The organism is Streptomyces sp. KPB2 (assembly GCF_003950055.1).
GTDB classification, from domain to species: domain Bacteria; phylum Actinomycetota; class Actinomycetes; order Streptomycetales; family Streptomycetaceae; genus Streptomyces; species Streptomyces salinarius.
Genome location: NZ_CP034353.1, coordinates 6,616,351 through 6,642,057, shown reverse-complemented (window position 1 = coordinate 6,642,057; position 25,707 = coordinate 6,616,351). Strand labels below are relative to the sequence as shown.

Genomic DNA, 25,707 nt, shown 5'->3' with positions numbered 1-25,707 from the left:
GGACCGAACCGACAGGCGGACGTAGCTCAGTTGGTAGAGCGCAACCTTGCCAAGGTTGAGGTCGCGAGTTCGAGCCTCGTCGTCCGCTCGCAGGAACAGGGGGCCTCCCGGGCCTCCTACGCTCCTGGTGGAGTGGCCGAGAGGCGAGGCAACGGCCTGCAAAGCCGTCTACACGGGTTCAAATCCCGTCTCCACCTCCAAGGACGATTAGCTCAGCGGGAGAGCGCTTCCCTGACACGGAAGAGGTCACTGGTTCAATCCCAGTATCGTCCACTGATCCGCAAGGATCACCGGTCCGCAAGGATCCCCGCGCGATTAGCTCAGCGGGAGAGCGCTTCCCTGACACGGAAGAGGTCACTGGTTCAATCCCAGTATCGCGCACGCAGTACCGCACCTGGTGCTTCCAGGACGATTAGCTCAGCGGGAGAGCGCTTCCCTGACACGGAAGAGGTCACTGGTTCAATCCCAGTATCGTCCACACGGAACGAAGCCCCCGGCCGCCTCGAGCGGCCGGGGGCTTCGTCGTGGGCTCAGCTGGAGAAGAGCATCCGGCCGAAGCTCTTCTGACGGTGGTGGCCGTAGTGACCGTGGCCGCCGTGCGGGGCGCCCCAGGCCGGCGCCTGGGCCGCCGGGTAGGCCTGCGGCGCGGCGGGCGGGGCCGGCGGCGCGGGCTGGGACCACTGGGCCTCCAGGCGGGTCAGCGACTCCAGCTCGCCGTAGTCGAGGAAGATGCCGCGGCAGCCGCTGCACTGCTCGATCTGAACGCCGTTGCGGTTGTAGGTGTGCATCGGTGCGTGGCACTTGGGGCACTGCATGCTCGGCTCAACTCCTCGCCGGTCGGTCCTGCTTCGCGTTTCGCCAGGACAGACTCTGTCCCGCCGCGGGTCGGTTGCACCCTACTGCGCGGAACTTCGCCTCAACCGTGCGGGGCGTCGGGCCGGACCGACGCCATGCGCGCGCAGGCGTCGACTAGGGCGCGCTCCACCTCGTCCAGGGGCCGGTCCGCCAGGACCGCCTTGGTGACGGCCCGCGCCGCGGTCTGGGCGGTGAGGGCGCGGGCCGGGACGTCCAGGGCGGGCCAGGGGTCGCCGTCGGCGGGGACGGCCGGTCCGCCGCGGGCGCGGTAGGCGGTCAGGAAACGGTGCCACTCCTCGGGCGGGAGCAGCCCGCAGGCGTACCAGGCGGCGGGGCGGGCCAGGTCCCAGGCCGGGACGCCGGTGCCGAGGTCGTCGACGTCGATCAGCAGCCAGGGGCCGTCGGGGGCGGGGTGGCGTATGAGCTGGCCGAGGTGGAGGTCGCCGTGGCAGAGGGTGGTGGTGTCCGGCATGGCGGCCGCGCCGCGCGCCCAGGCGGGGAGCGCCGCCCAGGCCGCGCGTACGGGCGCGGTGGCGGGGTGGCCGGGGGCGGTGTCCCGGAGGCGGGCCACCGCCAGGGCCGCTTTCGCGGGTCCGCGCATGGGCGGCACGGCGAGGGGGGCCGCGGTGCGGTGGAGGCGGGCGAGGAGGGTGGCCGCGGCCTCCCACGGCGCCGCGTCCGGATCGTCCGGGTCCACGGGCGCGCCGTAGGGCCAGTACGTGACGAGCCGCCCGTGCAGGACGACGGGGGCCGGGGCGAGCGGGGGCAGGAGTACGCCGGGGAGTCGGGCGGCGGCCGTGACACGGAGGGCCAGCTCGGCGGGGTCGGCGTCGGCGGCGTGGGCCTTGGCGACGGTGCCGGCGTGCCGGACGACGGTGGCGTCGGGGCGGTCGGCGAGGGTGGCCGCGCCGCAGGGACAGGCCGGGGTGCGGGCGTGGGCCGTTTCCCTGACGCGGGCCTCGAGGGCGGGGAGGAGGGCGGGGGCGTCCGTGGTCACGTGGGTGAGGGTACGCAGGAGGGGGTGCCGCCGTGCTCGGTCCCGGCCCGATGCGACGCGGGGGCGGAAAAGCAATGCCGGCGCAGCTCCCCAGCTGCGCCGGCATTTTTGCCGTCCGCCGCACCCCCGTCCCCACGGGGTTTCATGGATGGGTGTCCCCGCCCGGACCGCTCTTCCGGGCCTGGGGTCGCCGCTCAGCGCCCCAGCACCACACCCACGGACGACGCCTGTGTGGCCACTGTCTCCCACCCGTCGAAGACGAGGAGGAGCAGGACCGCCAGGGGCAGGGCCATGAGCGTCGCCACCGCGGGGTGGCGACGGCCGTGACGGCGGCTTTCCCGGGTGCGGACCACTGTCCGCGGAGCCGTCTGGGCCATGGTCCCTCTCCTGACCGTTTCGTTGTCGCGTGTGTTGTCTCGCTGCAGCGGCGGGTGTCTGACCTCGGGGGACGAGTGCTGCACCCGCCGCTTGACCTCAAATCTATGCGTCGGGCGATCGCCCGACGTCATGCCCTCGTACCGATTGCCGGGCCTCCCGGAGGATGAGCCACGACCTGCCGCGTACTCCCCTGGGTGGAGACCGGCTTCCGGGTCTCGGGGTCTTCCCGGACGGGGTGCCCACCGTGTCCGGGTATCTCCGGGCTGTCCGGTGACTTCGCTCACTTCGGCCGCCTCCCGGAACACCTCCGTCCCCGTCCCGGACCCCGCTCGGCCGTCCACCGCGCAACCGCCGCGCGGTGTCCCGCCGCCCTCCCCGGCCGCCTCCGCCCGACCGCCGTCGCCCGGTCCAATCCCCCCGTCCCGGCGGCCGGTTGGGATCATGGACGCGGCGCGGCCGGTCCGTCCGCGCGATCGCTGACCGGGCCTCAACTCTCGCGCGGGGCACTGACAATCCGTTGTCCCGAGAGGGCGCGGCCTCTGCGCACGGGCGGCCGTGGAAACGTAAGCTGTGGCACGTCACAGGGACCGGGCAGCGGGGATGAACATGGCGATGATGCGCCTGAGGCGCGAGGACCCGCGCGTCGTCGGCTCGTTCAGGCTTCACAGGCGGCTCGGCGCGGGTGGAATGGGCGTGGTCTACCTGGGCTCCGACAAGAAGGGGCAGCGGGTCGCGCTGAAGGTCATCCGGCCGGACCTGGCCGAGGACCAGGAGTTCCGGTCGCGGTTCGCGCGCGAGGTCTCGGCGGCCCGGCGCATCCGGGGCGGCTGCACCGCCCGGCTGGTCGCCGCGGACCTGGAGGCCGACCGCCCCTGGTTCGCCACGCAGTACGTGCCCGGCCCCTCCCTGCACGACAAGGTCGTCGACGGCGGCCCGCTCGGCGCGGCCGACGTCGCGGCGGTGGGCGCCGCGCTGTCCGAGGGCCTGGTCGCCGTGCACGAGGCCGGTGTGGTGCACCGGGACCTGAAGCCGTCCAACATCCTGCTGTCCCCGAAGGGGCCGCGGATCATCGACTTCGGCATCGCCTGGGCCACCGGTGCCTCCACGCTCACGCACGTCGGCACCGCGGTCGGCTCCCCCGGCTTCCTCGCACCGGAGCAGGTGCGCGGTGCCGCGGTCACGCCGGCGACGGACGTGTTCTCGCTCGGCGCCACACTGGCGTACGCGTCGATGGGCGACTCGCCCTTCGGGCACGGCAGTTCCGAGGTGATGCTGTACCGGGTGGTGCACGAGGAGGCCCAGCTGCACGGCGTCCCGGACGCGCTCGCCCCGCTGGTGCGGGCGTGCCTGGCCAAGGACCCCGAGGAGCGCCCCAGCACCCTTCAGCTGTCGCTGCGGCTCAAGGAGATCGCCGCCCGGGAGGCACAGGGCATGGCCGACGTACGGCCGCCCGCACCGCGCAGTGGTGAGGCCGACGTGCCCACGGGCCGGCTCGCCGACACCTATCCGGAGCGTGCCCAGCGGCGTCCTCAGGGCCGGGCGGGCGCGCCGGGCACTCCCGCGCCGCGCGGCACGTCGGGGTCGCGGGGGTCCGCGTCCCGGGGTTCCGTGCCGTCGCGGGGTGGAACGCCCGCGCGCGGCGCAGGCCCCTCGCGCGGTGGCACGCCGTCGCGGGGCGGCGGTACGGGGGCGCGGTCCGGGTCCAGGCCCACGCCGTCCCGCGACACCACCGGCCGGAACGCCTCCCGCAACGACGGAGGCCGGTCCGCACCCCGCAGCGGAGCCGGCCGTACGGCGCCCCGGACGACGGGGACCGGCTGGCGGCGGCCCGCCAATCCGCGGCTGCTGCGGCAGCGCCTGTTCGTGTTCGTGGTGGTGACGCTGCTGGTCGCGCTGGGCATCGCCGCGGCACAGGGCTGCCAGGGGCCGGCGCGTGGGCTCGGCGACGACCGCGGCGGTGTGCGGGCCGCCCAGCAGGAGCGGGTGGATCCGCCCGGCGACCTGTCGGAGCGGCGGGCACCCCGAGTCTGAGACGCCGAGTCCGAGGCGCCGGGTCCGGGCGCCGCGGGCGGTCTACGCCGTGGGGCGTCCTGCCGTCACCGCGTAGAAGGCGACCGCGGCCGCCGCGCCCACGTTCAGGGAGTCGACGCCGTGGGACATCGGGATGCGGACCCACGTGTCGGACTTCGCGAGGGCCCGCCGGGACAGGCCGCTGCCCTCGGCACCCAGCATCAGGGCCACCCGGTCCATCCGGTGCGGGGCGACCGCGTCGAGGGACTCGGCCTGTTCGTCGGGGGTGAGGGCGAGGAGCGTGAAGCCCGCCTCGCGGACCTCCCTGAGCCCGGCCGGCCAGAGGTCGAGGCGGGCGTACGGCACGGAGAAGACCGCACCCATCGAGACCTTGACGCTGCGCCGGTACAGCGGGTCCGCGCAGTCCGGGGAGAGCAGCACCGCGTCCATGCCGAGGGCGGCGGCGGAGCGGAAGATCGCGCCGATGTTGGTGTGGTCGTTGACGGACTCCATGACGACGACGCGCCGGGCGGTGGTCAGGAGACCGGCGGCCGTGGGCAGCGCCTTGCGCTGCATCGAGGCGAGCGCGCCCCGGTGCACGTGGTACCCGGTGACCCGTTCGGCGAGCGCGGGGTCGACGACGTACACCGGGGCCGGGGCCTCGTCGATGATGTCGCGCATGGTGTCGACCCACTTGGCGGACAGCAGCATGGAGCGCATCGCGTAGCCCGCCTCGCCGGCCCGTCTGATGACCTTCTCGCCCTCGGCGATGAACAGGCCCTCGGCGGGCTCGCGGTGGCGGCGCAGCTCGACGTCGGTCAGGCCCGTGTAGTCGTGCAGGCGCGGGTCGTCGGGGTCGTCGACGGTGATGAGGTCGGCCATGTCAGACCGTCCCGTGCGGTCCGACGGCGACGACCGCGCCGACGACGATGACGGCGGGCGGCCTGACCTCCTCGGCGACGACCGTCTCGGCGACGGTGGCGAGGGTCGCGTCCACCCGGCGCTGGGCGGCCGTGGTGCCCTCCTGGACGAGGGCGACCGGGGTGTCGGGGGACTTGCCGTGCGCGACGAGGGTCTCGGCGATCCTGCCGATCTTGTCGACGCCCATGAGGATCACCAGCGTGCCGGTGAGCCTGGCCAGCGACGGCCAGTCGACCAGGGAGCGCTCGTCGTCGGGGGCGACGTGCCCGCTGACCACGGTGAACTCGTGGGCGACGCCCCGGTGGGTGACCGGGATGCCGGCCGCGCCGGGGACCGAGATGGTGCTGGAGATGCCGGGGACGACGGTGCACGCGATGCCCGCCTCGGCCAGCGCCTGCGCCTCCTCCATGCCCCGGCCGAAGACGAACGGGTCGCCGCCCTTGAGCCGTACGACCGACTTGCCCTGCTTGGCGTGTTCGATCAGCGCGTTGTTGATGGCCTCCTGGGCCATGTAGCGGCCGTACGGGATCTTGGCGGCGTCGATGACCTCGACGTGCGGCGGCAGTTCGGCGAGGAGGTCGCGGGGGCCGAGCCGGTCGGCGATGACGACGTCGGCCTCGGCGAGCAGGCGGCGGCCGCGGACGGTGATCAGGTCCGGGTCGCCGGGACCGCCGCCGACCAGGGCGACGCCGGGCGTACGGGTGCGCCGGTGCGGGGCGACGAGGGTGCCGTCGCGCAGGCCCTCCACCACCGCGTCGCGGATGGCGGCGGTGTGGCGGGGATCGCGGTGGCGTGCGTCGGTGGTGAGTACGGCGACGGTGACGCCCTCGCTGTGTCCGGTCGCCGGGGTCCAGGCCGTGGCCAGGTCCGCGTCGTCGGAGCGGACGCACCAGACGCGGTGCCGCTCGGCCTCGGCGGAGGCGGCGTTGTTGGCCCCGGTGTCGCTGGTGGCGATCAGGGCGTACCAGGCGTCCGCGAGGTCGCCCTCGGCGTAGGGGCGCCGCTCCCAGGTGATCTCCCCGGCGTCCGCCATGGCTTCGACGGACGGGGTCGCCTCCGGGGAGACGAGGCGGACGTCGGCGCCGGCCGCGATGAGGGCGGGCAGACGGCGCTGGGCGACCTGCCCGCCGCCGAGGACGACCACACGACGGCCGGTGAGGCGGAGGCCTACGGGGTAGGCGGGGTGTTCGGCCATGAGGGGACGGCTCCTCTTGCGGCGGTGGCGCTGACGTGCGGATTTTACGGCGGGGTGGCCCGTGGGGGCTCGGTTGGTCCGGTGGGTGGACCGACTGTCCGGTGGCTGGACGGCCGCCGGACGGGGCTGCGGGCACGGGAGCCCCGCGGGGCCCGGCACGGTGGTCCGGGGCCCCGCGTCGTGCGGCCGCTACTTCTCGGTGACGCCCGCCGAGTCGAACGTCGCCACCTCGTGCATGGCCCGCGCGGTGCTCTGCACCATCGGGAGCGCGAGCAGTGCGCCGGTGCCCTCGCCGAGCCGGAGGTCGAGGTCGACCAGCGGGCGCAGGCCCAGCTTGTTGAGCGCGGCGACGTGGCCGGGCTCGGCGCTGCGGTGACCGGCGATGCAGGCCGCCAGGACCTCGGGGGCGATCGCGCGGGCCACCAGGGCGGCGGCACCGGCGCTGACGCCGTCCAGGATCACCGGGGTGCGCAGCGAGGCGCCGCCGAGCAGCAGGCCGACCATCGCCGCGTGCTCGAAGCCGCCGATCGCCGCGAGCACGCCGATCGGGTCGGCCGGATCCGGCTGGTGGAGTTCCAGGGCGCGGCGGACGACCTCGGTCTTGCGGGCCAGCGTCTCGTCGTTGATGCCGGTGCCGCGGCCGGTGACCTCGGCCGGGTCGGCGCCCGTGAACACGGAGATGAGCGCGGCGGACGCGGTGGTGTTCGCGATGCCCATCTCGCCGGTCAGCAGCGCCTTGTTGCCGGCCGCCACCAGGTCGCGGGCGGTCTCGATGCCGACCTCGATGGCCTGCTTGGCCTCCTCGCGGGTCATCGCGGCACCAGTGGTCATGTCGGACGTGCCCGCGCGCACCTTGCGGGGCAGCAGGCCCGGCGTGGCGGGCAGGTCGGTGGCGACACCGACGTCCACGACGCACACCTCGGCACCGACCTGGGTGGCGAAGGCGTTGCAGACGGCTCCCCCGCCCAGGAAGTTGGCCACCATCTGGGCGGTGACCTCCTGCGGCCAGGGGGTGACGCCCTGGGCGTGCACGCCGTGGTCACCGGCGAAGACCGCGACCGCCGCGGGCTCCGGGATGGGCGGCGGGCACTGCCGGGACAGTCCGGACAGCTGGGCGGAGATGATCTCCAGCATGCCGAGCGCGCCGGCCGGCTTGGTCATCCGCTTCTGCCGCTCCCAGGCCTCGCCGAGCGCCTTGGCGTCCAGCGGGCGGATCTGCGCGACGGTCTCGGCGAGCAGGTCGTGCGGCGCCTCGCCGGGCAGGGCGCGACGGCCGTACGTCTCCTCGTGCACCACCCAGGACAGCGGGCGGCGCTTGGACCAGCCGGCCTGCATCAGCTCGGGCTCGTCCGGGAACTCGTCGACGTAGCCGACGCACAGGTAGGCGACGACGTCCAGGTGCTCGGGCAGGCCGAGGGCGCGGACCATCTCGCGCTCGTCGAAGAAGCTGACCCAGCCGACGCCGAGGCCCTCGGCGCGGGCGGCGAGCCAGAGGTTCTCGACGGCGAGCGCGGAGGAGTACGGCGCCATCTGCGGCTGCGTGTGGCGGCCGAGGGTGTGGCGGCCGCCGCGGGTCGGGTCGGCGGTGACGACGATGTTGACCGGGGTGTCGAGGATGGCCTCGATCTTCAGTTCCTTGAACTGCTTGGCCCGGCCCTTGGGCAGCGACTTGGCGTACGCGTCGCGCTGACGCATCGCCAGTTCGTGCATGGCGCGGCGGGTGTCGGCGGAGCGGATGACGACGAAGTCCCAGGGCTGCGAGTGACCGACGGAGGGCGCGGTGTGCGCGGCCTCCAGGACCCGGAGCAGCACCTCGTGCGGGATGGGGTCGCTGCGGAAGCCGTTGCGGATGTCGCGGCGCTCGCGCATGACCTTCAGTACGGCCTCGCGCTCGGCGTCGTCGTAGGCGGGGGCCGCCGGTCCGGCGGGCTGCCGTGCCTCCGCCGGCTCTTCGGGCTCTTCGGGCGCTTCGGGTGACTCGGGTGACTCCGCAGTCGCTTCGGTGGGCTCGGCGGTCGCTTCGGCCGCCTCCGCCACGTGGTCGTCCTCGCCGGCGCCGCGGGTGTCCAGGTCGTCGACGCTCTGGGCGAGTTCGGGGTCGGCCTCGCGGGGTGCCGGCACCGCCGCCGGGGCGTCCTCGGCCACCGGGGCGGCGGCGACGGGCGCCGGGGCCGCCTCCGGCGGGACCAGGACCGCCTCGGGCGGTGTGGGCGCGAGGTGCGGCGTCGTGGGCACCTGCCCGCCGTCGACGGGGAGGAACTGGCCCACGGGCTGGGCGAGGTGTGGTTCCCGGGCGACGGGGGCCGGCGCGGGCACGGGCTCCTGCGCGGCGGTGGCGCCGGAGGCGGACGTGTCGGGCGCGGACGCTTCGGGCTCCGCCGCTACGTCGGCCACGACGACTTCCTGCTCCTGCTCCTGCATGGTGGCGTCAGTGAGGGACTGAGGGCCCTGGGCGGGCTGCGGCGCGGGGTGGACGTCCGGCTGCGGCGCATCGCCCGGGGCGCTCTGTGCCTCCGGTTGCGAGGGCTGCGCGGGCTCCGGCGACACCGGGGCGGGCTGCTCCGGGGCCGGGGCCGGGGATGGCTCGGGGGCGGCAGCCTCGGGCGCGGCAACTTCGGGCGCGGGCGCGTCGGGTGCGGGCGCATCGGGCTCCGCGACGGCCACGGGCGCGTCGGACGCCTGAGCGTCGCCGAGTTCGGGCTCGGGCTCGGGCTCGGGCACCTCGGCGGGCGCGGGCTCCTGCGGTGCGGCGGCGTGCGGGGTGTCGGCCGCTGGGGCATCGGCCACCGGGGCGTCCGCCACCGACCGTTCGCCGAGTGCCTGCGGTGCTTCTGCCGGGGCCGGGGCCGGTACTTCGCCCGGTGCCGGCGCCGGTACTTCGGCCGGTGCCTCTGCCCGTGCCTCGGCCGGTGCCTCCGCCGCTGCTTCTTCCGGAGCCGGCTGCGCGGGGGCCTCCGGCGCCTCCTGAACAGCGGGTGCTCCCGGCGCTTCCTGACCCGCGGCGGCTTCCTGGATCTCCTGCACCGCAGGCGCCTCCTGGGCCTCCTGAGCGGCAGGCGCCTCCGGGACATCCGTGGCGTCCGGAGCCGCCTGGACGGGCTCGGCCACGGGCTCCGCGGGAACCGTCTCGGGAGCCGCCTCGGGAACCGGTACGGCTTCCTCCGCGGGACCGGTCGCCTGTCCCGCGTCGGTGTGTGCCGGCTCTGTCGCCGGGGCCTCCTGCGGTTCGCCGGGCTCCCCGGCGTCCGCGCGCGTCCCGCCGGTCGCCGCCACGGCCTCCGTCGCCACGCGGGTCACGAGCGCCTGGGCCGCACCCACCGGCTCGGCCGGCTGCTGCTCCGGTACCGGAACAACCGTTTCCGCATGCCCCGCCCCGGTGTTCACCGGCGCCTCCTGGGCCTGCGGTGCCTGCTGGGCCCCCCAGGGCGCCGCCGCCTGCGGGGTCGCCACGGCGGCCTGCGGCACGTCGAGGTACTCGGGCCCCGCGGTCGGCGGGCCGGGATGACGTACCGGCGCGTCGGCGGGGCCGCGGTCGGCGAGCGAGCGGACCGGGCTGGCGGAGGTGTCCGGGATCGGCGGACCGAGGTGCAGGGGTCTGCGCGGCGGGGCCGGGGCGGCAGCCGCGTCCTGAGCCGGTTCGGGCAGGCGGACGCCACTGAGGTCGACCGAGCCGCTGTCACGGCCGGACATCTCGTGCGGGCCGGGCTGGTGCACGGTCTCGACGACCGGCTCCGGCGCCGGCGGCGCGACCTCGTTGCCCCAAGCACTCTGGGCTCCCGGCAGCAACAACAGGTCCTCGTCCTCGGCGGTGGCCTCGGAGAGGTAGGTGTACGCGCCGGGTGCGGGGACGCCCGGCTGCTCCACCATGCCTGCGTTCTCCGGCAGCCCCTCGCCCGGGATCTGGCCGGTGTCGGTCATGCGTAACCCCTCGCCCATCGGTTAGTGCTTCTACGACCAGCTCACCCGGGACGGCGCACCGACCGCCCCGTAGTGAAGAACGAGCGTGCGTGCCCAGCGGCACGAACGACCTGCCGGAAAAGACGACAAAGCCATTCAGTGGCATTGTCGCGGTCGTTCCCCCGCCACGACAGCTTGATCCGCGACGGCCCGCTGTGGACTGCGCCACGTTGCGCGTCCTCCGGTTCTGCCGTACCACACCCACCCCCGAAGGTACGGGTTTTTACGGACATCGCCCGACGAACTGCCGGGTGTCCGCACGCGGTACAACAATCCGCCAGCCTACCCCGCGCAGTATGAACAACCGATCACGGGGCGCGGTCGCCGCCGGTCCTCAGCGGGGTGATTCGCGCCGCACGATCTCTCCGCTGAGCAGGAACGCGACGCTCCGCTCGGTCTCCGTCCAGGCCCGGGTGTCGAGTCCGACGGACTGCAGCAGGGCGCACTCGACGCGGTAGCCGTGCTCCGTCAGGTCCCTGCCGACGAGTTCGGCCGCGTCCCGGGTCGCGGCGTGCGCGACGATGCGCTGCGGGCGGCGGTCGGCGACCGCGGAGACCACGGCCGCTCCCCCGCCGCCGACCCGGACGACATCCGGTTCGGGGAGGTTCTCCAGGACGTGCGGGGCGTTGCCGTGCACGGTCTGGAGCTGGACGCCGAAGCTCCGTGCGGTGGCCTCGGTGCGGGCGCAGGCGTCCCGGTCCCGGTCGACGGCGATGACGGCGGCGCCGGCGCGGGCGGCCTCGGTGGCGAAGGCGCCGCTGCCGCAGCCGATGTCCCACACGAGGTCGCCCAGGCGCGGTCCGAGGCGGGCGAGTTGGGCGGTGCGGAGCAGGTCGGTCTCGCCCTCGCCCAGGTCGCCGCCGTACGCCGTGGCGGGCAGGGACCAGCCGCGCGGTCCGGTGGCGGGGTCGCGGCCGGCGATCCAGCCGGCGCCGTCGCCCGCGGTGGCGGGGCCGGTGCTGCCGCCGGCCACGATGACCACGTTCGGGTCGCGCCAGGTGTGGTCGGCGGCCTTGTCGGAGGTGACGACGGTGACCCGTTCGCGGGTGGTGCCGAGTTCCTCGCAGATGACGAAGGTGCGGTGGACGCCCTCCATCAGCAGCCCGAGTTCGGCCGGCCCGGCGCCCGGTGAGGTGAGGACGGCGACCTTGGGGTGGGCCCGGCACACGTTCACGGCGCGGCGCAGGGTGCGGGGGTGGGCGACGACCACGTGGGCGTCGTCCCAGGGCATCCCGGCGCGGGCGAAGGCGGCGGCCACGGAGGAGACCGCGGGGACGACCTCCACCTCCAGGCCGAACTCGGGGGCCCGCAGGGTGCGTACGACGCCGAAGAAGCCGGGGTCGCCGTCGGCCAGTACGACGGTCGTACCGCGATGGGCGGCGAGGCGGCGGGCAGCGAGGGCGACGCTGCCGAGGCGGATGCGCTCGGCGGCGGGCGGTACCTCGGGAAGTGCCAGGTGGTGGGGGGCGCCGGCCACCAGCGTGGCGGCACCCAGTGCTGAGCGTGCCGCGGCGGTCAGCGGCGAACCGTCCCAGCCGATCACCGTGACCCGGTCGGCCATCGTCGTCAGTCTCCAGGGTTTTCGCAGGTCGTGGTAGCGGAACCGGCGCGGGCGCGCCCCGAGAGGTTACCCGGTGCGGTCCGGGCCCGGGGTGGTGCGGGTGGCCCCGTGTCTCAGTTCCAGTCCGTGAAGGTGGTGAAACCGTCGGTGTCGGTGAGCTGTCCGGTGGCGCCCTCGAGGTCCTCCGGCAGCAGGCTCCACACGATGAAGTCGGTGCGTACGTCCGTCCAGACGCCGTCGTCGGTGCGGGCGCGCGCCATGCAGGCGCCGCGCAGGACGCCCTCGCTGATGCAGCCGATCTTCTGGGCGACCTGCTGGGAGGCGGTGTTGTCGGCCGCGGTGCGCAGTTCGACGCGTTCGAACTTCTGGTCGCCGAAGAGCCACTGGGCGGTGGCCAGCGCGGCCTCGGAGGCGTACCCCTCACCCCGGGCCCAGGGGGCGACTATGTAGGAGAGTTCGGTGGACCGTACGTGCCAGTTGGTCCTGGTCAGCTGGACGACGCCGACCAGTCGCTGGGTGAGGAACTCGGTGACGGCAAGGTCGAGCCCGCGGCCCGCGACGCGTTCGGCGGGGGCGTGGTCGCCGATCCAGGCGGCGGCGTCGGCCTCGGTGAAGGGCTGGGGGACGTGGGTCCAGGCGGCGACCTGCTCGTCGTTCATCATCGCGGCCAGCGCGGGGACGTCGTCCTCGTCGAGGGGGCGCAGCACCAACCGCTCCGTGCTGATGGAGATGTTGGGGAAGGTGCTCGTCATGCGCCGCTCCGTAACCTGGGTAACCGTCAGGGCCTGCTCGAACTGCCCAGCATGCAGCATGAAAGCACTCAACCACACCACCGGGTCCGCCCCGTAGGCACGGAGCGGACCCGGTGGGTGACGCGGGGTTCCGGCCCGGGAAGCGGGCCGGGGGCAGGGTCAGAACGAGGGCAGGACGGCGCCGTCGTACTTGTCCTCGATGAACTTCTTCACCTCGGGCGAGTTGAGGAGCTTCGCGAGCTTCTTGACGCGCGGGTCGTCCTCGTGGCCCTCCTTCACGGCGAGGAGGTTGCTGTTCGGGTTGCCCTTGGCGCTCTCCAGGACGAGGGCGTCCTCGGCGGGCTTCAGGTCGGCCTCGATGGCGTAGTTGCCGTTGACGACCGCGGCGTCCACGTCGTCCAGGGAGCGCGGGGTCTGGGCCGCCTCCAGCTCCTTGAACTCGAGGTTCTTCGGGTTCTTGGTGATGTCCGCGGGGGTCGCCGCGGTGCCGACGCCGTCCTTGAGACCGATGATCCCGTTGGCGGCGAGCAGCTGCAGGGCGCGGCCCTCGTTGACGGTGTCGTTGGGGACGGCGACGGTCGCACCGCTCTTCAGGTCGTCGGCCTTCTTCACCTTGTGGGAGTAGAGGCCCAGGGGCTCCAGGTGCACGTCGACGACGGACACGATGTGGGTGCCGTTCTTCTTGTTGAAGTCGTCGAGGTAGGGCTGGGTCTGGAAGTAGTTGGCCCCCACGGAGCCGTCCTCCGTCGCCGTGTTCGGCGTGACGTAGTCGGTGAACTCCTTGACCTCGAGGTCGAGGCCCGCCTTCTTCGCCAGGTTGTCCTTGACGTAGTTGAGGATCTCGGCGTGCGGGGTGGGGCTCGCGGCGACGACCAGCGGGCCGGAGGTGTCGGAGGCGGAGTCCTTGTCGGAGCCGCAGGCGCTGAGGCCGAGGGTGAGGGCTCCGGCGGCGAGGACGGCGGTGGTGATCTTGGCGGTGTTACGCACGAAAAGTGCCTTTCCTGAGGTGGTGCGACCCCGTTCCGGGTGGCGGACGGGGAGTCTTGAGGGGTGGGGCTACGCGACCTTGCTCACGTCGGCCGCGGCGGGCTCCTTGGCCTTGAGCAGCCGGAGCCTGGGCCCCGCGCCACCGCGTCCGCCGCGGCGGTGCAGGGTGCGGGCCGCGTAGTCGCCGGCGAACTGGATGAGCGAGATCGCGACGGCGAGGAGCGCGACGGTGATCCACATGAAGCCGGGCTCGAAGCGCTGGTAGCCGTAGCGGACGGCGAGGTCGCCGAGGCCGCCGCCGCCGACGGTGCCGGCCATGGCGGAGTAGCCGATGAGGGCGATGACCGTGGTCGTGGTGGAGGCGATCAGGGAGGGGAGCGCCTCGGGGACCAGCACCTTGCGGACGATGGTCCAGGTGTTGCCGCCCATGGACTGGACGGCCTCGACGAGCCCTCCGTCGACCTCGCGCACGGCGGTCTCGACGAGCCGCGCGAAGAAGGGGATGCCGCCGATGGCGAGCGGCACGATCGCGGCCTCGCTGCCGATGGTGGTGCCGGTGACCCAGCGGGTGAAGCTCATCAGCGCGACCATGAGGATGATGAACGGCATCGAGCGGCCGATGTTCACGACCTGCCCGATGACCTTGTTCACCAGGACGTTCTGCAGCAGGCCGCCGCGGTCGGTGAGGACGAGGAGCACGCCGAGCGGGAGCCCGAGGACGACGGCGATCAGGGTGGACCAGCCGACCATGATCAGGGTCTCCCAGGATGCCTGCTCCAGCAGCGGCTGCATCTGCGACCAGGTCACTTGGCACCTTCCTTCACCAGCGAAGCCGAGGCGGCCGAGTCGGCGGACCCGCCCGGTGCGTCCGCCGTCTCGTTCACCACGTCGATCTGCAGGCCCTGTTCGCGCAGGAAGCCGACGGGTACGACGTTGTCCTCGTAGCGGCCGGGCAGTTCGATGCGCATCCGGCCGACCTGGAGGCCGCCGACGGTGTCGATGGCGGCGCCGAGGATCGATATGTCGATGTTGTAGGTGCGCGAGAGCTGGGAGATGACCGGCTGGGTGGCGGCCTCGCCGTGGAAGGTGACGTCGAGGACGGTGCGGTCGTCGCCGGAGGCCTGGCCGCCGACCGGGAAGAGCGCGGCGGCCAGTTCGGAGCCCGGGGTGGCGAGGAGTTCGCCGACCGTGCCGGACTCGACGATGCGGCCCCGGTCCATGAGGGCGGCCGAGTCGCAGACGCTCTTGACGACGTCCATCTCGTGGGTGATGAGCAGGACGGTCAGCCCGAGCTGCCGGTTCAGGTCGCGCAGCAGCTGGAGGATGGAGCGGGTGGTCTCCGGGTCGAGGGCGCTGGTGGCCTCGTCGGAGAGCAGGACCTTGGGGTCGCCGGCCAGGGCGCGGGCGATGCCGACGCGCTGCTTCTGGCCGCCGGAGAGCTGGGCGGGGTAGGCCCCGGCCTTGTCGGCGAGTCCGACGAGGTCGAGCAGTTCCAGCGCCTTGCGGGAACGTTCCTTCCCCGACTTGCCGAGGATCTCCAGCGGCAGTTCGACGTTGTCCTGGACGGTCCGGGAGGAGAGCAGGTTGAAGTGCTGGAAGACCATGCCGATACGGCTGCGCGCCTGCCGCAGTTCCCGGCCCGCGCGGGGGCCGCGCCCGGCCAGCGCGGTGAGGTCCTGGCCGGCGACGGTGACCGTGCCGGCGGTGGGGCGCTCCAGGAGGTTGACGCAGCGGATGAGCGAGGACTTGCCGGCGCCGGACTGGCCGATGACGCCGTACACCTCGCCCTCGCGGACGTGCAGGTCGACGCCGTCCAGGGCGGTGACCTCACGGCCGCGTGAACGATAGACCTTGGTGAGGCCCGATGTGGTGATCACGTGGGTTTCCGTCACTGTCGAGTGCGCGGCACGGTGGTGTGCGCCGGGCACGGGGCGTTGTTCTTCGGGTTCTCGGGGCCCTTCGGAACGCGGCACGGTTCTCGCGGTGGCGGTGCGCCATGGCGGTGGGACCGGGGAGAAACGTGTGCGCGGGGCGTGGCTCGGCCGCGTGCGCGCGGAGCGCGGGCGGAGCAGGAGCGGGCGCTCGCTTCGGGGCGCGAGGCTCAGGTGGTGCGGGGGCCCTCTAGAAGGCGCACATTCGCAGGCACATACAACGAGCACCGGGCGTCGTGGTCGCCTCGGTCGCAGGGGTGCGGTCGCTCGTGGTGCTCATGCCGATCAGTAAAGCAGACCGGCTCCTGTGAGCGGACACCGCTGTCCGCATGGTGGACAGCGGTGGACGGTGGCCGGTCGCGGGGGCGCGGTTCAGTCCCGTACGGAGATCTCGATTCCCGCGTCGGTGACCAGTGCGGACAGGGCCGAGAGGTCCTCGACGACCAGGTCGGCGTCGAGTTCGCCGGCCGGGTGGGTTGTGGCCAACGCCACGGTCCGCATGCCCGCCGCGCGGCCCGCCCGCAGTCCGGCGGGGGCGTCCTCGAAGACGACGCAGGCGGCCGGGTCGACGCCCAGGGCGCGGGCGCCGAGCAGGTAGGGCTCGGGGTCGGGCTTGCCGCGGGTGATGTCGTCGGCCGCCACGAGGGACTTGGGGAGGATGCCGACGGCGTCGAGGCGGGCCTCGGCGAGGCGCCGGGTGGCGGAGGTGACGACGGCCCAGCGGTCGGCCGGGAGCGCGTCGAGGAACTCGCGGGTGCCGGGCAGCAGGTGCACGCCCCCGCCCGGCACGTCCTCGACCTCCAGCTGTTCGATCCGAGCGACGGCCTCGGCGACCCTCGCGGTGGGCAGCAGGTCGGCGGCTATCTCGGCGGCCGGCCGCCCGTGCAGTTCCACCCGCCCGAACCGCTCGGCGGTGATCCCGTACTCGACGGCCCAGCGCGTCCAGCAGCGGCGCACGGAGTCCAGGGAGGAGACGAGGGTGCCGTCGTTGTCGAACAGGAGGGCTTGTGCGTGGAGCTTCATGCCCCCGACCCTACGGGGCCGGGGACCGCGGTCCCTTTCGGCCGTAATAGGCTCGCTGCCATGCTTGACGTCCTGACGCTGGTGACCGGCGTCGCCGCCCTGCTGCTCGCCGCCTGGTGCGGCTGGGCCGCCTACCGTGACCAGCCGACGAAGGACTGGCACTTCATCGGCATGGCCGTGGTCTCGGCGCTGGCACTGATCCAGCTGGTGGTCGGGATCGTGCAGCTGGCGCGGGGCGAGGACCCGGAGCAGGGCACGACGATCTTCGTGGCGTATCTGCTGGGCGCCTTCGCCTGCGTACCGGCGGCGGGGTTCATGTCGCTGGCCGAGCGCACCCGCTGGGGTTCGGTGACGGTCGCCGCCGGCGGTGTCGTCCTCGCCGTCCTCGAGGTCCGGCTGTATGACATCTGGGGAGGCTGACATGGTGGCCACGGAGGAGAAGCAGACCGGACAGCGGCTGATCAGCGGGCCCGGCATCCTGCTGGTGTGGCTGTACGGCGTGATGGTCGTCGGCGCCGTGTCGCGGTCGGTGTACCAGATCGCCACCGAGCTGGACCGCGCACCGCTCGCCTACTCGCTGTCGGCGGTCGCGGGCGTGGTCTACGGCTTCATCACGTACACCCTGGTGCGCGGCGGCGAGACGGCCCGCAGGGCGGCGCTGGTGTGCTGCGCCGCCGAGCTGGTGGGCGTCCTGACGGTCGGCACCTGGACGCTGGTGGAGCCGTCCGCCTTCCCGGACGCGACCGTGTGGTCGGACTACGGGATGGGGTACCTCTTCATTCCGGTGCTGCTGCCGCTGTCGGCCCTGTACTGGCTGCGCCGGGCCCGCACCGCGTAACGGTCGTCGGGGCACCGGCGGTCGCTCAGGCCGTGGTCGCGTACGTCTCCGCCGGCTTCTCCAGGACGATCATGGGTACGCCGTCGGCGCCCTCGGCGGTCCCCACCGTCTCGTAGCCGACCCGGCGGTACAGCCGCAGGTTGCTCTCGCTGCGGTGCCCGGTGTGCAGCCGGAAGCGCTTGGCGCCGCGCTCCTCGACCAGAGCGGACTCCGCGGCCCGCAGCAGCCGGGCTCCGATGCCGTGCCCCTGGAGGCGGGGGTGGACGCAGAGTTTGCCGATGGACGCCGCCCCGTCCTCGGTCACCCGTCCCCGTACCGAGCCGACGACCTCGTCGCCGAGCCGCGCCACGAAGACGCAGTCGGCGGCGACCTCCTGGCGCACGGAGTCCAGGGTCTGGACGAGCGGGTCGATGCGGTAGTTGGCGTACAGCGCCGCCTCGCTCTGGAAGCAGAGGTACTGCAGCCGGAAGATCTGCTCGGCGTCCTGTTCGGTCGCCGCCGAGATGGTCACGCTCATGCCCATGTGCGCATGCCTCCCGCTCACCTGATCACCTGTGGTCCCCCACTCCTATCCCCGTCCTCAGCCGGCCGCAACCTCCGGCGTCAGCAATCGCCGCAGACATCCCAGACATCGGGAGCGTTCCGGACCAAGACTGCCCTGTGAGATACCCAACTCCCCCGCGATTTCCCGGTATGTGAGGTCCTTGGGCGACAACAGGGCCTCCACCAGCCGGGGGCAGCGGCCCGGCAGCCGGCGCACGGCGTCCCGCAGCGCGCGGTGCCGGGCCGCGGCGAGCGCGAGCCGCTCGGGCTCGTGGGCGTACTCGGCGACACCGGCGGGTTCGGTCCCGTACGGCCGCTCGTTGCGGACCCGGCGGCGGGTGCGGCGGGCCTCGGTGCGCACGGCGCTGCGCAGCCAGCGGTGCGGGTCCGAGGGCGGCCCCTCGGACTCCAGGCGTTCCAGCAGGCGCAGCCAGACCGCCTGTTCCAGGTCGCCGGGTTCGGCCCCGGAGGCCTGTGCCTCGGCCGAAGCCTCCGCGGCGAGGAGGGGATGCAGGGAGGTGACCAGGTCGTGCGTCATATGCACGTCGACGCGGCCGCCCGGGCGACGGGTTGCCCGGGCGGCCGGGGCTTCACCCCAACCGGGGCTGTCCGCTCAGCCGTTGACGAAGTCCTCGCGGGCCAGCACACCCGTGTCCGGGTTGTCCGTGAAGACACCGTCGATGCCGGTGGCGAAGTAGGTCCGGAACGCGCCGAAGACGTCGCCGTAGGCGTCGGGGTCGCCGCCCTTGCGGAACTCCGCGGGCAGGAAGGGGTTCTCGTTGCGCATGGTGTACGGGTGCAGGATCAGACCCGCGCGGTGCGCGTCGCGGACGAGCGTCGTCGGCTCGGTGAGGCGGCCGGCCGAGTCCTTGGGGATGACCAGGTCGAGGGTGGGGCCGATGCCCTGGGCGTAGGAGGCGATCTCCTTCAGGCCCTCGGGGGTGATGAGGTCGGCGGTGGTGCGCGGGTCGCCGGTCTCGACGAAGTCCCAGGGACGGCTGTTCGCGCCGGACAGCAGGACGGCGAGGGGGTTGCGGACCAGCTTGCTCATCCGCTGGATGCTGGTGGGTTCGAAGGACTGGATGATGACGGGCGAGTGCTTCCGGTCCTTGCCGTACCTGCGCAGCAGCCGCGCCAGGCGCTCCTCCGTGCCCAGGCCCAGCTTGCGGAAGTAGGTGGGGTGCTTGAGTTCGGGGTAGATCCACACCTGCTTGCCGCGCTTGCGGGTCTGCTCGTTCTGCCAGCGCAGCACCTCCTCGAAGGTGGGGATCTCCCAGCGCCCGTCGTACAGCGTGTTGTGCGGCCGGTTGGCCGGGATGCGTTCGGTGGCGCGGAGCGTCTTGAGCTCGGCGAGCGTGAAGTCCTCGGTGAACCAGCCGGTGACCGAGACGCCGTCGAGCGACTTGGTGCGCCTGCGGTCGGCGAACTCGGGGTGGTCGGCGACGTCGGTGGTGCCGCCGATCTCCGGCTCGTGCCGGCAGACGAGGTGACCGTCATTCGTGGGGACCAGGTCGCCGGCCTCGACGATGTCGGCGCCCAGGTCGAGGGCCAGCTCGTAGGAGCCGAAGGTGTGCTCGGGGCGGTAACCGCTGGCGCCGCGGTGGCCGATGACGGTGGGGACGGGCAGGCTCTTCACCCCGCCGCCGTGTCCGCCGCCGTGCCGGGTGCCGGCGGCTCTCGCCGCGCCGGGCAGGCCGAGGACGGCCCCGCCCGCGCCGAGCACCGCTGCCCCGAGGAGCGCCCGCCGTCCCGTGGTGCCGCCCGTCTGCTCGTCCGACTCCTGCGTTCCCATGGGGCCCTCCTGTCGTCGACCGTCCCGTGCGGGCCGATCGTAGGGGCGCGTACATGGCGAGCGGGAGACCGCGGCGGGAACACACGGGTGCGTGGAGGTGTCGGGTCGCGGGTGCGTGAGGCCGTGGGCGGGCGGACGGCCGGTGTGCCGACGGCGTGCCGGGGTAGGCGGGAGGCACAGGCCCCGGTGGTGTCGCCCGGGCGGCGCGCCTCACGCGGTGCGCGCGCCGCGTGTGCTTGGATCCGGGCCGTGTCCGCACCACGGAACGCCGCTCCGGTGCTCGCGGACGCGACCTGCCTCACATCCGGGCGGGGTCGCGGTCGCGCGCGGGGCCCCGGCTCCGCAGGTGAACGCGCGTCAACCCCGCGCGGCCCCGGGACAACCCGAGGTGCGTGACCCCCCGGACCGCGAGTAATGTCCTCACCTGCACAGACTTCATACCGCATCCCCGACACCGGAGGGCCCGTTGTCCCGCTTCGTGTTCATCAAGGCAGTGCTCGGTCCGATCATGCGCCTGATGTTCCGCACACGGGTGGAGGGTGTGGAGAACATCCCGGGCGACGGTCCGGTGATCCTGGCCGGCAACCACCTCACCTTCATCGACTCGGTGATCATGCCGCTGACCTGCGACCGGCAGGTCTTCTTCATCGGCAAGGACGAGTACGTCACCGGCAAGGGCCTCAAGGGGCGGCTGATGGCCTGGTTCTTCACCGGGGTCGGCATGGTCCCGGTCGACCGGGACGGCGGCCGGGGCGGGGTGGCGGCGCTGATGACCGGCCGCCGCATCCTGGAGGAGGGCCACGTCTTCGGCATCTACCCGGAGGGCACCCGCTCCCCCGACGGCCGTCTCTACCGCGGTCGCACCGGCATCGCCCGGCTCACCCTGATGACGGGCGCCCCGGTCGTCCCGTTCGCCGTCATCGGCACCGACAAGCTCCAGCCGGGCGGCGCGGGTCTGCCCCGGCCGGGCAAGGTCACGGTCCGCTTCGGCGAGGCGATGGAGTTCTCCCGCTACGAGGGCATGGACCGCGACCGCTACGTCCTGCGGGCGGTGACCGACTCCGTGATGACCGAGGTCATGCGGCTGTCCGGCCAGGAGTACGTGGACATGTACGCGAGCAAGGCGAAGGCGGCGTAGTTCCGCGAAACCCCGTACGCGACACGGCGGGCCGCCCGATGGGTGGTCCGCCGTGTCGCGTGGGTGCGCGGTGGCGCCGCTACGGGTGTTCCACCCCGTCCTCCAGGCGCTGGCCCCGCAGCAGGAACCAGGCCGCCGCGGCGGCGGCCAGGAGCACCGCCGCGCCGACGCCCGCCGCGAGGGTCAGACCGTCGACGAAGGCCTGCCGGGCGGAATCCAGCAGCGCCTGACCGGTGGGGCCGGGCAGCTGCGCGGCGGCCTCCACCGCGCCGCCCAGTGACTCGTGGGCCGCGTCCGGGGTGCCCGCGGGGCCGGTGAAGTCGCGGTAGACGCCCGTCACGATGGAGCCGAGCACCGCGATGCCGAGGGCGGCGCCGAGTTCGTACGCCGTCTCGGAGACCGCGGAGGCGGCGCCCGCCTGTTCCCCGGGCACGCTGGAGAGGATCACGTCGGCGGTGACGGTGAACGCGAAGCCCGCGCCGAGGCCGACGACCAGCAGGGCCGTGCCGAGCAGGGGGTAGCCGGTGTGCTGTCCGATGACGGTCAGCGCGGCGAGCGCGAGGCCGACGGCGGCGAGTCCGCCGGAGACCACGGCACGGACCGAGAAGCGCCGGGCCGCACGGCCGGCGATCAGACCGGCGACCACCGCGCCGACGGCGGCGGGCAGTTCGGCCAGGCCCGCCTCGAAGGGCCGCCTGCCCTGGACGAGTTGCAGGTACTGGGAGAGGAAGAACACCAGCCCCGACAGGCCCAGGATGGTCAGCAGGTCGGCCAGGACCGCGCCGCTGAAGCCGCGGTTGCCGAACAGCCGCATGTCCAGCAGCGGGACCGGCATGGTCAGCTGGCGGCGGACGAAGCCGTAGAGCGCGGCGGCGCCCAGCAGACCCGCGCCGAGCGTGGCCCAGGCGAACCCGTGGGCGGCGATCTCCTTCACGGCGTACACGACACCGACCATGCCGACCAGGGACAGGACGACGCTGAGCAGGTCCCAGGGGCCCGGGTTCGGGTTGCGGGACTCGGGAAGCAGCTTCACGCCGACGACGACCAGGACGGCCATCACGGGCAGGTTGATCAGGAAGACGGAGCCCCACCAGAAGTGCTCCAGCAGGAACCCGCCCACGATCGGACCGACCGCCGTGCCCGCGGAGGCGGTGGCGCCCCAGATGCCGACGGCGAGGCTGCGCTCACGCGGGTCGTGGAAGAGGTTGCGGATCAGGGCGAGGGTGGCGGGCATCAGGGTGGCGCCCGCGACGCCGAGCAGGGCCCGGGCGAGGATCATCACCTCGGGGGTGTGGGCGTAGGCGTTGAGGACGGAGATCGCGCCGAACGCCGTGGCGCCGACGAGCAGGATCCGCTTGCGGCCGATGCGGTCGCCGAGGCTGCCCATGGAGACGAGCAGGCCGGCGATGACGAACGAGTAGACGTCGCCGATCCAGAGCAGCTGGGTGCCGGAGGGGGCGAGGTCCTCGCTGATGTAGGGGGTCGCGAGACCGAGGACGGTCGCGTCGACGGCCACCAGCAGCACGGCCAGCACCAGGACGGACAGCGCCAGCCAGCGGCCGGGGCGCCTCACCGCCTCGGTCGGGCGGGCCGGCTGCAGGGTGCGGTTCATGGTTCCTCTCTCCGGAGCGCGCCGCCGAGCAGCAGCTCGGCGATCATGTGGGTGAAGTCGTTGCGGGCCACGCGGCCCTCGGTCACCGCCCAGGCGCCGGAGGCCAGCAGGCCGTACAGCGCCTCGGTGAGCCAGGCGGGCGTGAGGTCGATGCGGAATTCGCCGCCCTCCTGGCCCCTGCGGAACAGCTCGGTGAGGCCGGCGTCGATGCGGGCCCAGCCCTCGTTCTGCTCCTCGCCCTCGAACAGCTGGTTCTCGGTGTAGAGGAAGGCGAGCAGAGCGGCGGAGGGTTCCATCTCGCGGACCAGTCGGCGCACCGCGTCGGCCGCCGGGCCCTCGTCGGTGCGGGCCGCCGCGAGGGCGGCCTCGCACTCGGCGATGCCCAGCGACTCCAGCGCCCGCACCAGGGCGTCGCGCCCGGCGAAGTGCCGGTGCAGCGTGGCCCGGCTGATCCCGGCGGCCCTGGCGACCTCGTCCATGGTCGCGGTGGACTTCCGGGTCAGCAGGGTGGCGGCGCTGCGCAGTACGTGTTCACGATCGACGGCCATGAGACAACGATAACCCACATGAGACATTTTTGTCTCACTCGGAGTGCGCGTAACTCACCGCTCGGGGCGGTCACGGATCCGGGGAGCCCGGCGGTCTCAGTGCCAGGGCAGCTGTCCGCGCCGCTCCCAGTAGGCGCCGGGGGTCTCGACGAGGGTGCCGAGGCGTGCCACCTGGTCGCCGTCGAGGTCGACGACGGCGGCGTGCAGGTTGGAGCCCAGCTGGTTCACGGTCGCGGCGCCGGACAGCACGACGCCGGCCCAGGGCTGGCGCAGGATCAGGGCGAGGGCGACCGCGTCGCAGCCCAGCGCGGTCTCCTCCGCGACGGCCTTGAGGACGGAGGGCGCGTACTGGTCCGCGAGGCGGCCGTTGGCCATGCCCTCCTTGACGATCACGGTGAGCCCGGCCTCGTGCGCCTCCGCCAGCGCGGGACCGGCGGAGGTCTCCAGCGCGTTGTACGTCGACTGGACGGTACGGAAGAGGGGCTCGCCGTCGACGGTCACGGCGAGCGCGGCGCGGATGGCGTCGGCCTGGGCGGGGCCGCTGGTGGAGAAGCCGATGGTGCTGCCCTGCGCGGCCGCCTCGGCCAGCCTCGCGTGCAGGTCCTTGTCGGTGAGGGCCGGGCTGTCCGGGGTGAGCGAGTGGATCTGGTAGAGGTCGAGCCGGTCGCCGAGCAGGGCGTCGGTCTCGGCGCGCTGGCGGTCGTACGTGGCGACGCCGTGGTCCTTGACCTCGTGCTTCTCGGCGTCGGTCGACCAGTCGGCGGTGTAGGTGTAGCCCCACTTGCTGCCGACGACCACGTCGTCGACGTCGGGGCGGTCCCGGAGCCAGTCGGCGAGGAACTCCTCGGAGCGTCCGTAGGAGCGGGCCGCGTCGAAGTAGCGCACGCCCTGCGCGTAGGCGGCGTCGAGGAGGTCGTGGGTGCGTTCGCGCAGCGCCTCGACGGTCCTGTCGGCCGGCAGGTCGCGGTCGCGGCCGAGGTTGATGTAGCCGGGGCGGCCGACGGCGGCGAGACCCAGTCCGATGTGACAGGTGGGGGTGGTCGCCGCGGCCAGGCGGGCGAAGGGCATCGCGGGCTCCGTTCGGTCGGCTGCTGAAGCTGTTGCGCCGCTCAGCCGTTGGGCTGCTGAGCTGTTGACCAACGTAACCGCGATGCCCTCCGGGCACACCGGCGGCCGCCGCGTGCCGCTACTTCTTGGCGTCCGCCCAGGCGTGCTGGGCCGCCACGTCCGCCTTCACCTCGGCGAGCTGGACGGCGACCGCGCCGGGCGCCGTACCGCCGCGTCCGCTGCGGGAGGCGAGGGCGCCGGGGACGTTCAGCACGGTGCGCACCTCGGGGGTGAGGTGCTCGGAGATCTTGGCGAACTGCTCGTCGGTCAGCTCGTCCAGCTCCTTGCCGTCGGCCTCGGCGACCTTGACGCACTCGCCGGCCACCTCGTGCGCGACGCGGAACGGCACGCCCTGCTTGACCAGCCACTCGGCGATGTCGGTGGCGAGCGAGAACCCGGCCGGGGCCAGCTCCTCCATCCGCTCGCGGTGCACGGTGAGGGTGGCCATCATGCCGGTGAAGGCGGGGAGCAGGATCTCCAGCTGGTCGATGGAGTCGAAGACCGGCTCCTTGTCCTCCTGGAGGTCGCGGTTGTAGGCGAGCGGGAGGGCCTTGAGGGTCGCCATCAGGCCGGTCAGGTTGCCGATCAGCCGTCCGGACTTGCCGCGGGCCAGCTCGGCGATGTCGGGGTTCTTCTTCTGCGGCATGATCGAGGAGCCGGTGGAGAAGGCGTCGTGGAGGGTGACGAAGGAGAACTCCTTCGTGTTCCAGATGATGATCTCCTCGGCGATCCGGGAGACGTTGACGCCGATCATCGCGGTGATGAAGGCGAACTCGGCGACGAAGTCCCGGGAGGCGGTGCCGTCGATGGAATTGCCGGCGCTGCCGTGCTCGAAGCCGAGGTCACGGGCGACGGCCTCCGGGTCCAGGCCGAGGCTGCTGCCCGCGAGCGCGCCCGAGCCGTAGGGGGAGACGGCGGTGCGCTCGTCCCACTGGCGCAGCCGCTCCGCGTCCCGGCCCAGCGCCTGGACGTGGGCGAGCACGTGGTGCGCGAAGAGCACCGGCTGGGCGTGCTGGAGGTGGGTGCGGCCGGGCATGGCCACGTCCGGGTGGGCCTCGGCGAGGCCGATCAGCGCGTCCTGGAGGTCGGCGATCAGACCGCCGACGGTGCGGGCGTGGTCCCGCAGGTACATGCGGAAGAGGGTCGCCACCTGGTCGTTGCGGGAGCGGCCGGCGCGCAGCTTGCCGCCGAGGTCGGGGCCGAGGCGCTCCAGCAGGCCCCGCTCCAGGGCGGTGTGGACGTCCTCGTCGGCGATGGTGCCGGTGAAGGAGCCGTCGGCGACGTCCGCCTCCAGCCGGTCCAGCCCGGCGATCATCCGGGTCAGCTCGTCCTCGGTGAGCAGGCCCGCCTTGTGCAGCACGCGCGCGTGGGCCCGCGAACCGGCGATGTCGTAGGGCGCGAGCCGCCAGTCGAAGTGGACGGACGCGGACAGCTTGGCCAGGGCCTCGGCGGGACCGTCGGCGAAACGGCCGCCCCAGAGCCGGACGTCACCGCTGTTGCTGCTCACTTGGGTCGCTCCTCACCGTACGATCACTGTCATGCATGAGTATGCAGAACTCTGC

General features: G+C 73.4%; 23 protein-coding genes and 5 tRNA genes. 9 read left to right on the top strand and 19 right to left on the bottom strand.

Going from position 1 to position 25,707, the window contains the following annotated elements; genetic code table 11:
* The first annotated feature begins 15 nt into the window (after positions 1-15).
* The 5 genes from D1J63_RS30035 to D1J63_RS30015 all read left to right on the top strand — a co-directional run bounded on the left by D1J63_RS30035 (position 16) and on the right by D1J63_RS30015 (position 478).
* Positions 16-88, top strand: a tRNA-Gly gene (locus D1J63_RS30035).
* A 38-nt stretch (positions 89-126) separates the two neighbouring features.
* A tRNA-Cys gene (locus D1J63_RS30030) sits at positions 127-200 on the top strand.
* A gap of 1 nt (position 201) precedes the next feature.
* Positions 202-273 (top strand) — tRNA-Val (locus D1J63_RS30025).
* 36 nt (positions 274-309) lie between these two features.
* Positions 310-381 (top strand) — tRNA-Val (locus D1J63_RS30020).
* A 25-nt stretch (positions 382-406) separates the two neighbouring features.
* Positions 407-478: transfer RNA gene (locus tag D1J63_RS30015), tRNA-Val, on the top strand.
* 52 nt (positions 479-530) lie between these two features.
* Here the strand turns inward: D1J63_RS30015 and D1J63_RS30010 are convergent.
* From D1J63_RS30010 to D1J63_RS30000, 3 genes are all read right to left on the bottom strand, one after another.
* On the bottom strand, positions 531-815 hold the full coding sequence (locus D1J63_RS30010; protein ID WP_061445717.1) for a zf-TFIIB domain-containing protein: 285 nt from the start codon (positions 813-815) through the stop codon (positions 531-533).
* Between the two features lie 101 nt (positions 816-916).
* A complete protein-coding gene (locus D1J63_RS30005) occupies positions 917-1,852 on the bottom strand; it encodes a phosphotransferase (protein ID WP_125633140.1) in 936 nt (311 codons plus the stop codon).
* A 194-nt stretch (positions 1,853-2,046) separates the two neighbouring features.
* A complete protein-coding gene (locus D1J63_RS30000; protein ID WP_102932230.1) occupies positions 2,047-2,229 on the bottom strand; it encodes a hypothetical protein in 183 nt (60 codons plus the stop codon).
* Positions 2,230-2,830: 601 nt separating this feature from the next.
* Between D1J63_RS30000 and D1J63_RS29995 the strand changes: the two genes are divergently transcribed.
* A complete protein-coding gene (locus D1J63_RS29995) occupies positions 2,831-4,261 on the top strand; it encodes a serine/threonine-protein kinase (protein WP_164713248.1) in 1,431 nt (476 codons plus the stop codon).
* Between the two features lie 42 nt (positions 4,262-4,303).
* Here D1J63_RS29995 and D1J63_RS29990 read toward each other — a convergent pair whose 3' ends face one another.
* From D1J63_RS29990 to D1J63_RS29950, 9 genes are all read right to left on the bottom strand, one after another.
* Positions 4,304-5,122 carry an RNA methyltransferase gene (locus D1J63_RS29990; protein WP_125633136.1) on the bottom strand — a complete coding sequence of 273 codons (819 nt, stop codon included), beginning with the start codon at positions 5,120-5,122 and terminating at the stop codon, positions 4,304-4,306.
* Between the two features lies 1 nt (position 5,123).
* Complete coding sequence (cobA, locus tag D1J63_RS29985; RefSeq protein ID WP_125633134.1) at positions 5,124-6,356, bottom strand: uroporphyrinogen-III C-methyltransferase; 1,233 nt, start codon at positions 6,354-6,356, stop codon at positions 5,124-5,126.
* A gap of 189 nt (positions 6,357-6,545) precedes the next feature.
* Positions 6,546-10,274, bottom strand: a complete 3,729-nt coding sequence (cobT, locus tag D1J63_RS29980; RefSeq protein ID WP_125633132.1) for a nicotinate-nucleotide--dimethylbenzimidazole phosphoribosyltransferase — start codon at positions 10,272-10,274, stop codon at positions 6,546-6,548.
* Positions 10,275-10,647: 373 nt separating this feature from the next.
* Positions 10,648-11,874 carry a precorrin-6y C5,15-methyltransferase (decarboxylating) subunit CbiE gene (gene cbiE, locus D1J63_RS29975; protein WP_102931107.1) on the bottom strand — a complete coding sequence of 409 codons (1,227 nt, stop codon included), beginning with the start codon at positions 11,872-11,874 and terminating at the stop codon, positions 10,648-10,650.
* Between the two features lie 113 nt (positions 11,875-11,987).
* Positions 11,988-12,626 (bottom strand): GNAT family N-acetyltransferase, encoded by a 639-nt coding sequence (locus tag D1J63_RS29970; protein WP_164713038.1) that lies wholly within the window; start codon positions 12,624-12,626, stop codon positions 11,988-11,990.
* Between the two features lie 159 nt (positions 12,627-12,785).
* Complete coding sequence (locus tag D1J63_RS29965; RefSeq protein WP_125633130.1) at positions 12,786-13,613, bottom strand: MetQ/NlpA family ABC transporter substrate-binding protein; 828 nt, start codon at positions 13,611-13,613, stop codon at positions 12,786-12,788.
* A gap of 69 nt (positions 13,614-13,682) precedes the next feature.
* Positions 13,683-14,420: a methionine ABC transporter permease gene (locus D1J63_RS29960; protein ID WP_164713037.1), complete on the bottom strand. Its 738-nt coding sequence runs from the start codon at positions 14,418-14,420 to the stop codon at positions 13,683-13,685.
* Positions 14,417-15,490, bottom strand: a complete 1,074-nt coding sequence (locus D1J63_RS29955) for an ATP-binding cassette domain-containing protein (protein WP_164713036.1) — start codon at positions 15,488-15,490, stop codon at positions 14,417-14,419. The genes D1J63_RS29960 and D1J63_RS29955 overlap by 4 nt, the downstream gene beginning before the upstream one ends.
* Before the next feature lie 426 nt (positions 15,491-15,916).
* Entirely contained in the window at positions 15,917-16,567 is a 651-nt protein-coding gene (locus D1J63_RS29950) for an HAD family hydrolase (RefSeq protein ID WP_125633126.1), read from the bottom strand.
* A gap of 60 nt (positions 16,568-16,627) precedes the next feature.
* Here D1J63_RS29950 and D1J63_RS29945 point away from each other — a divergent pair, with 60 nt between their 5' ends.
* Together D1J63_RS29945 and D1J63_RS29940 are read left to right on the top strand one after the other, a co-directional pair.
* Positions 16,628-16,987 carry a hypothetical protein gene (locus D1J63_RS29945; protein WP_007390225.1) on the top strand — a complete coding sequence of 120 codons (360 nt, stop codon included), beginning with the start codon at positions 16,628-16,630 and terminating at the stop codon, positions 16,985-16,987.
* Between the two features lies 1 nt (position 16,988).
* The gene (locus D1J63_RS29940; protein WP_102931112.1) at positions 16,989-17,405 is read left to right on the top strand and encodes a hypothetical protein; all 417 of its coding nucleotides are present in this window, start codon (positions 16,989-16,991) and stop codon (positions 17,403-17,405) included.
* 25 nt (positions 17,406-17,430) lie between these two features.
* On the opposite strand, the gene D1J63_RS29935 is transcribed toward D1J63_RS29940, so the two are convergent.
* The 3 genes from D1J63_RS29935 to D1J63_RS29925 all read right to left on the bottom strand — a co-directional run bounded on the left by D1J63_RS29935 (position 17,431) and on the right by D1J63_RS29925 (position 19,740).
* The gene (locus D1J63_RS29935; protein WP_125635923.1) at positions 17,431-17,928 is read right to left on the bottom strand and encodes a GNAT family N-acetyltransferase; all 498 of its coding nucleotides are present in this window, start codon (positions 17,926-17,928) and stop codon (positions 17,431-17,433) included.
* Between the two features lie 57 nt (positions 17,929-17,985).
* Positions 17,986-18,486, bottom strand: a complete 501-nt coding sequence (locus D1J63_RS29930; protein ID WP_125633124.1) for a sigma-70 family RNA polymerase sigma factor — start codon at positions 18,484-18,486, stop codon at positions 17,986-17,988.
* 75 nt (positions 18,487-18,561) lie between these two features.
* The gene (locus D1J63_RS29925; protein ID WP_125633122.1) at positions 18,562-19,740 is read right to left on the bottom strand and encodes a glycerophosphodiester phosphodiesterase; all 1,179 of its coding nucleotides are present in this window, start codon (positions 19,738-19,740) and stop codon (positions 18,562-18,564) included.
* Positions 19,741-20,257: 517 nt separating this feature from the next.
* Between D1J63_RS29925 and D1J63_RS29920 the strand changes: the two genes are divergently transcribed.
* On the top strand, positions 20,258-20,878 hold the full coding sequence (locus D1J63_RS29920; RefSeq protein ID WP_232249631.1) for a lysophospholipid acyltransferase family protein: 621 nt from the start codon (positions 20,258-20,260) through the stop codon (positions 20,876-20,878).
* A gap of 79 nt (positions 20,879-20,957) precedes the next feature.
* On the opposite strand, the gene D1J63_RS29915 is transcribed toward D1J63_RS29920, so the two are convergent.
* From D1J63_RS29915 to argH, 4 genes are all read right to left on the bottom strand, one after another.
* Positions 20,958-22,490 (bottom strand): MFS transporter, encoded by a 1,533-nt coding sequence (locus D1J63_RS29915; protein WP_125633120.1) that lies wholly within the window; start codon positions 22,488-22,490, stop codon positions 20,958-20,960.
* Positions 22,487-23,038 carry a TetR/AcrR family transcriptional regulator gene (locus D1J63_RS29910; RefSeq protein ID WP_240798631.1) on the bottom strand — a complete coding sequence of 184 codons (552 nt, stop codon included), beginning with the start codon at positions 23,036-23,038 and terminating at the stop codon, positions 22,487-22,489. Before D1J63_RS29910 ends, D1J63_RS29915 begins: the two co-directional genes overlap by 4 nt.
* Before the next feature lie 96 nt (positions 23,039-23,134).
* The gene (locus D1J63_RS29905) at positions 23,135-24,106 is read right to left on the bottom strand and encodes an aldo/keto reductase (protein ID WP_125633116.1); all 972 of its coding nucleotides are present in this window, start codon (positions 24,104-24,106) and stop codon (positions 23,135-23,137) included.
* 118 nt (positions 24,107-24,224) lie between these two features.
* A complete protein-coding gene (gene argH / locus D1J63_RS29900) occupies positions 24,225-25,652 on the bottom strand; it encodes an argininosuccinate lyase (protein ID WP_102929882.1) in 1,428 nt (475 codons plus the stop codon).
* Positions 25,653-25,707: the final 55 nt, after the last annotated feature.

Coding starts and splice junctions, on each gene's coding strand:
- D1J63_RS30010 (WP_061445717.1), bottom strand. CDS start 815: ATGCAGTGCCCCAAGTGCCACGCACCGATGCACACCTACAACCGCAAC.
- D1J63_RS30000 (WP_102932230.1), bottom strand. CDS start 2,229: ATGGCCCAGACGGCTCCGCGGACAGTGGTCCGCACCCGGGAAAGCCGC.
- D1J63_RS29995 (WP_164713248.1), top strand. CDS start 2,831: ATGAACATGGCGATGATGCGCCTGAGGCGCGAGGACCCGCGCGTCGTC.
- D1J63_RS29990 (WP_125633136.1), bottom strand. CDS start 5,122: ATGGCCGACCTCATCACCGTCGACGACCCCGACGACCCGCGCCTGCAC.
- cobA (WP_125633134.1), bottom strand. CDS start 6,356: ATGGCCGAACACCCCGCCTACCCCGTAGGCCTCCGCCTCACCGGCCGT.
- cobT (WP_125633132.1), bottom strand. CDS start 10,274: ATGACCGACACCGGCCAGATCCCGGGCGAGGGGCTGCCGGAGAACGCA.
- cbiE (WP_102931107.1), bottom strand. CDS start 11,874: ATGGCCGACCGGGTCACGGTGATCGGCTGGGACGGTTCGCCGCTGACC.
- D1J63_RS29970 (WP_164713038.1), bottom strand. CDS start 12,626: ATGACGAGCACCTTCCCCAACATCTCCATCAGCACGGAGCGGTTGGTG.
- D1J63_RS29950 (WP_125633126.1), bottom strand. CDS start 16,567: ATGAAGCTCCACGCACAAGCCCTCCTGTTCGACAACGACGGCACCCTC.
- D1J63_RS29945 (WP_007390225.1), top strand. CDS start 16,628: ATGCTTGACGTCCTGACGCTGGTGACCGGCGTCGCCGCCCTGCTGCTC.
- D1J63_RS29940 (WP_102931112.1), top strand. CDS start 16,989: ATGGTGGCCACGGAGGAGAAGCAGACCGGACAGCGGCTGATCAGCGGG.
- D1J63_RS29935 (WP_125635923.1), bottom strand. CDS start 17,928: ATGGGCATGAGCGTGACCATCTCGGCGGCGACCGAACAGGACGCCGAG.
- D1J63_RS29930 (WP_125633124.1), bottom strand. CDS start 18,486: ATGACGCACGACCTGGTCACCTCCCTGCATCCCCTCCTCGCCGCGGAG.
- D1J63_RS29925 (WP_125633122.1), bottom strand. CDS start 19,740: ATGGGAACGCAGGAGTCGGACGAGCAGACGGGCGGCACCACGGGACGG.
- D1J63_RS29920 (WP_232249631.1), top strand. CDS start 20,258: ATGTTCCGCACACGGGTGGAGGGTGTGGAGAACATCCCGGGCGACGGT.
- D1J63_RS29915 (WP_125633120.1), bottom strand. CDS start 22,490: ATGAACCGCACCCTGCAGCCGGCCCGCCCGACCGAGGCGGTGAGGCGC.
- D1J63_RS29910 (WP_240798631.1), bottom strand. CDS start 23,038: ATGGCCGTCGATCGTGAACACGTACTGCGCAGCGCCGCCACCCTGCTG.
- D1J63_RS29905 (WP_125633116.1), bottom strand. CDS start 24,106: ATGCCCTTCGCCCGCCTGGCCGCGGCGACCACCCCCACCTGTCACATC.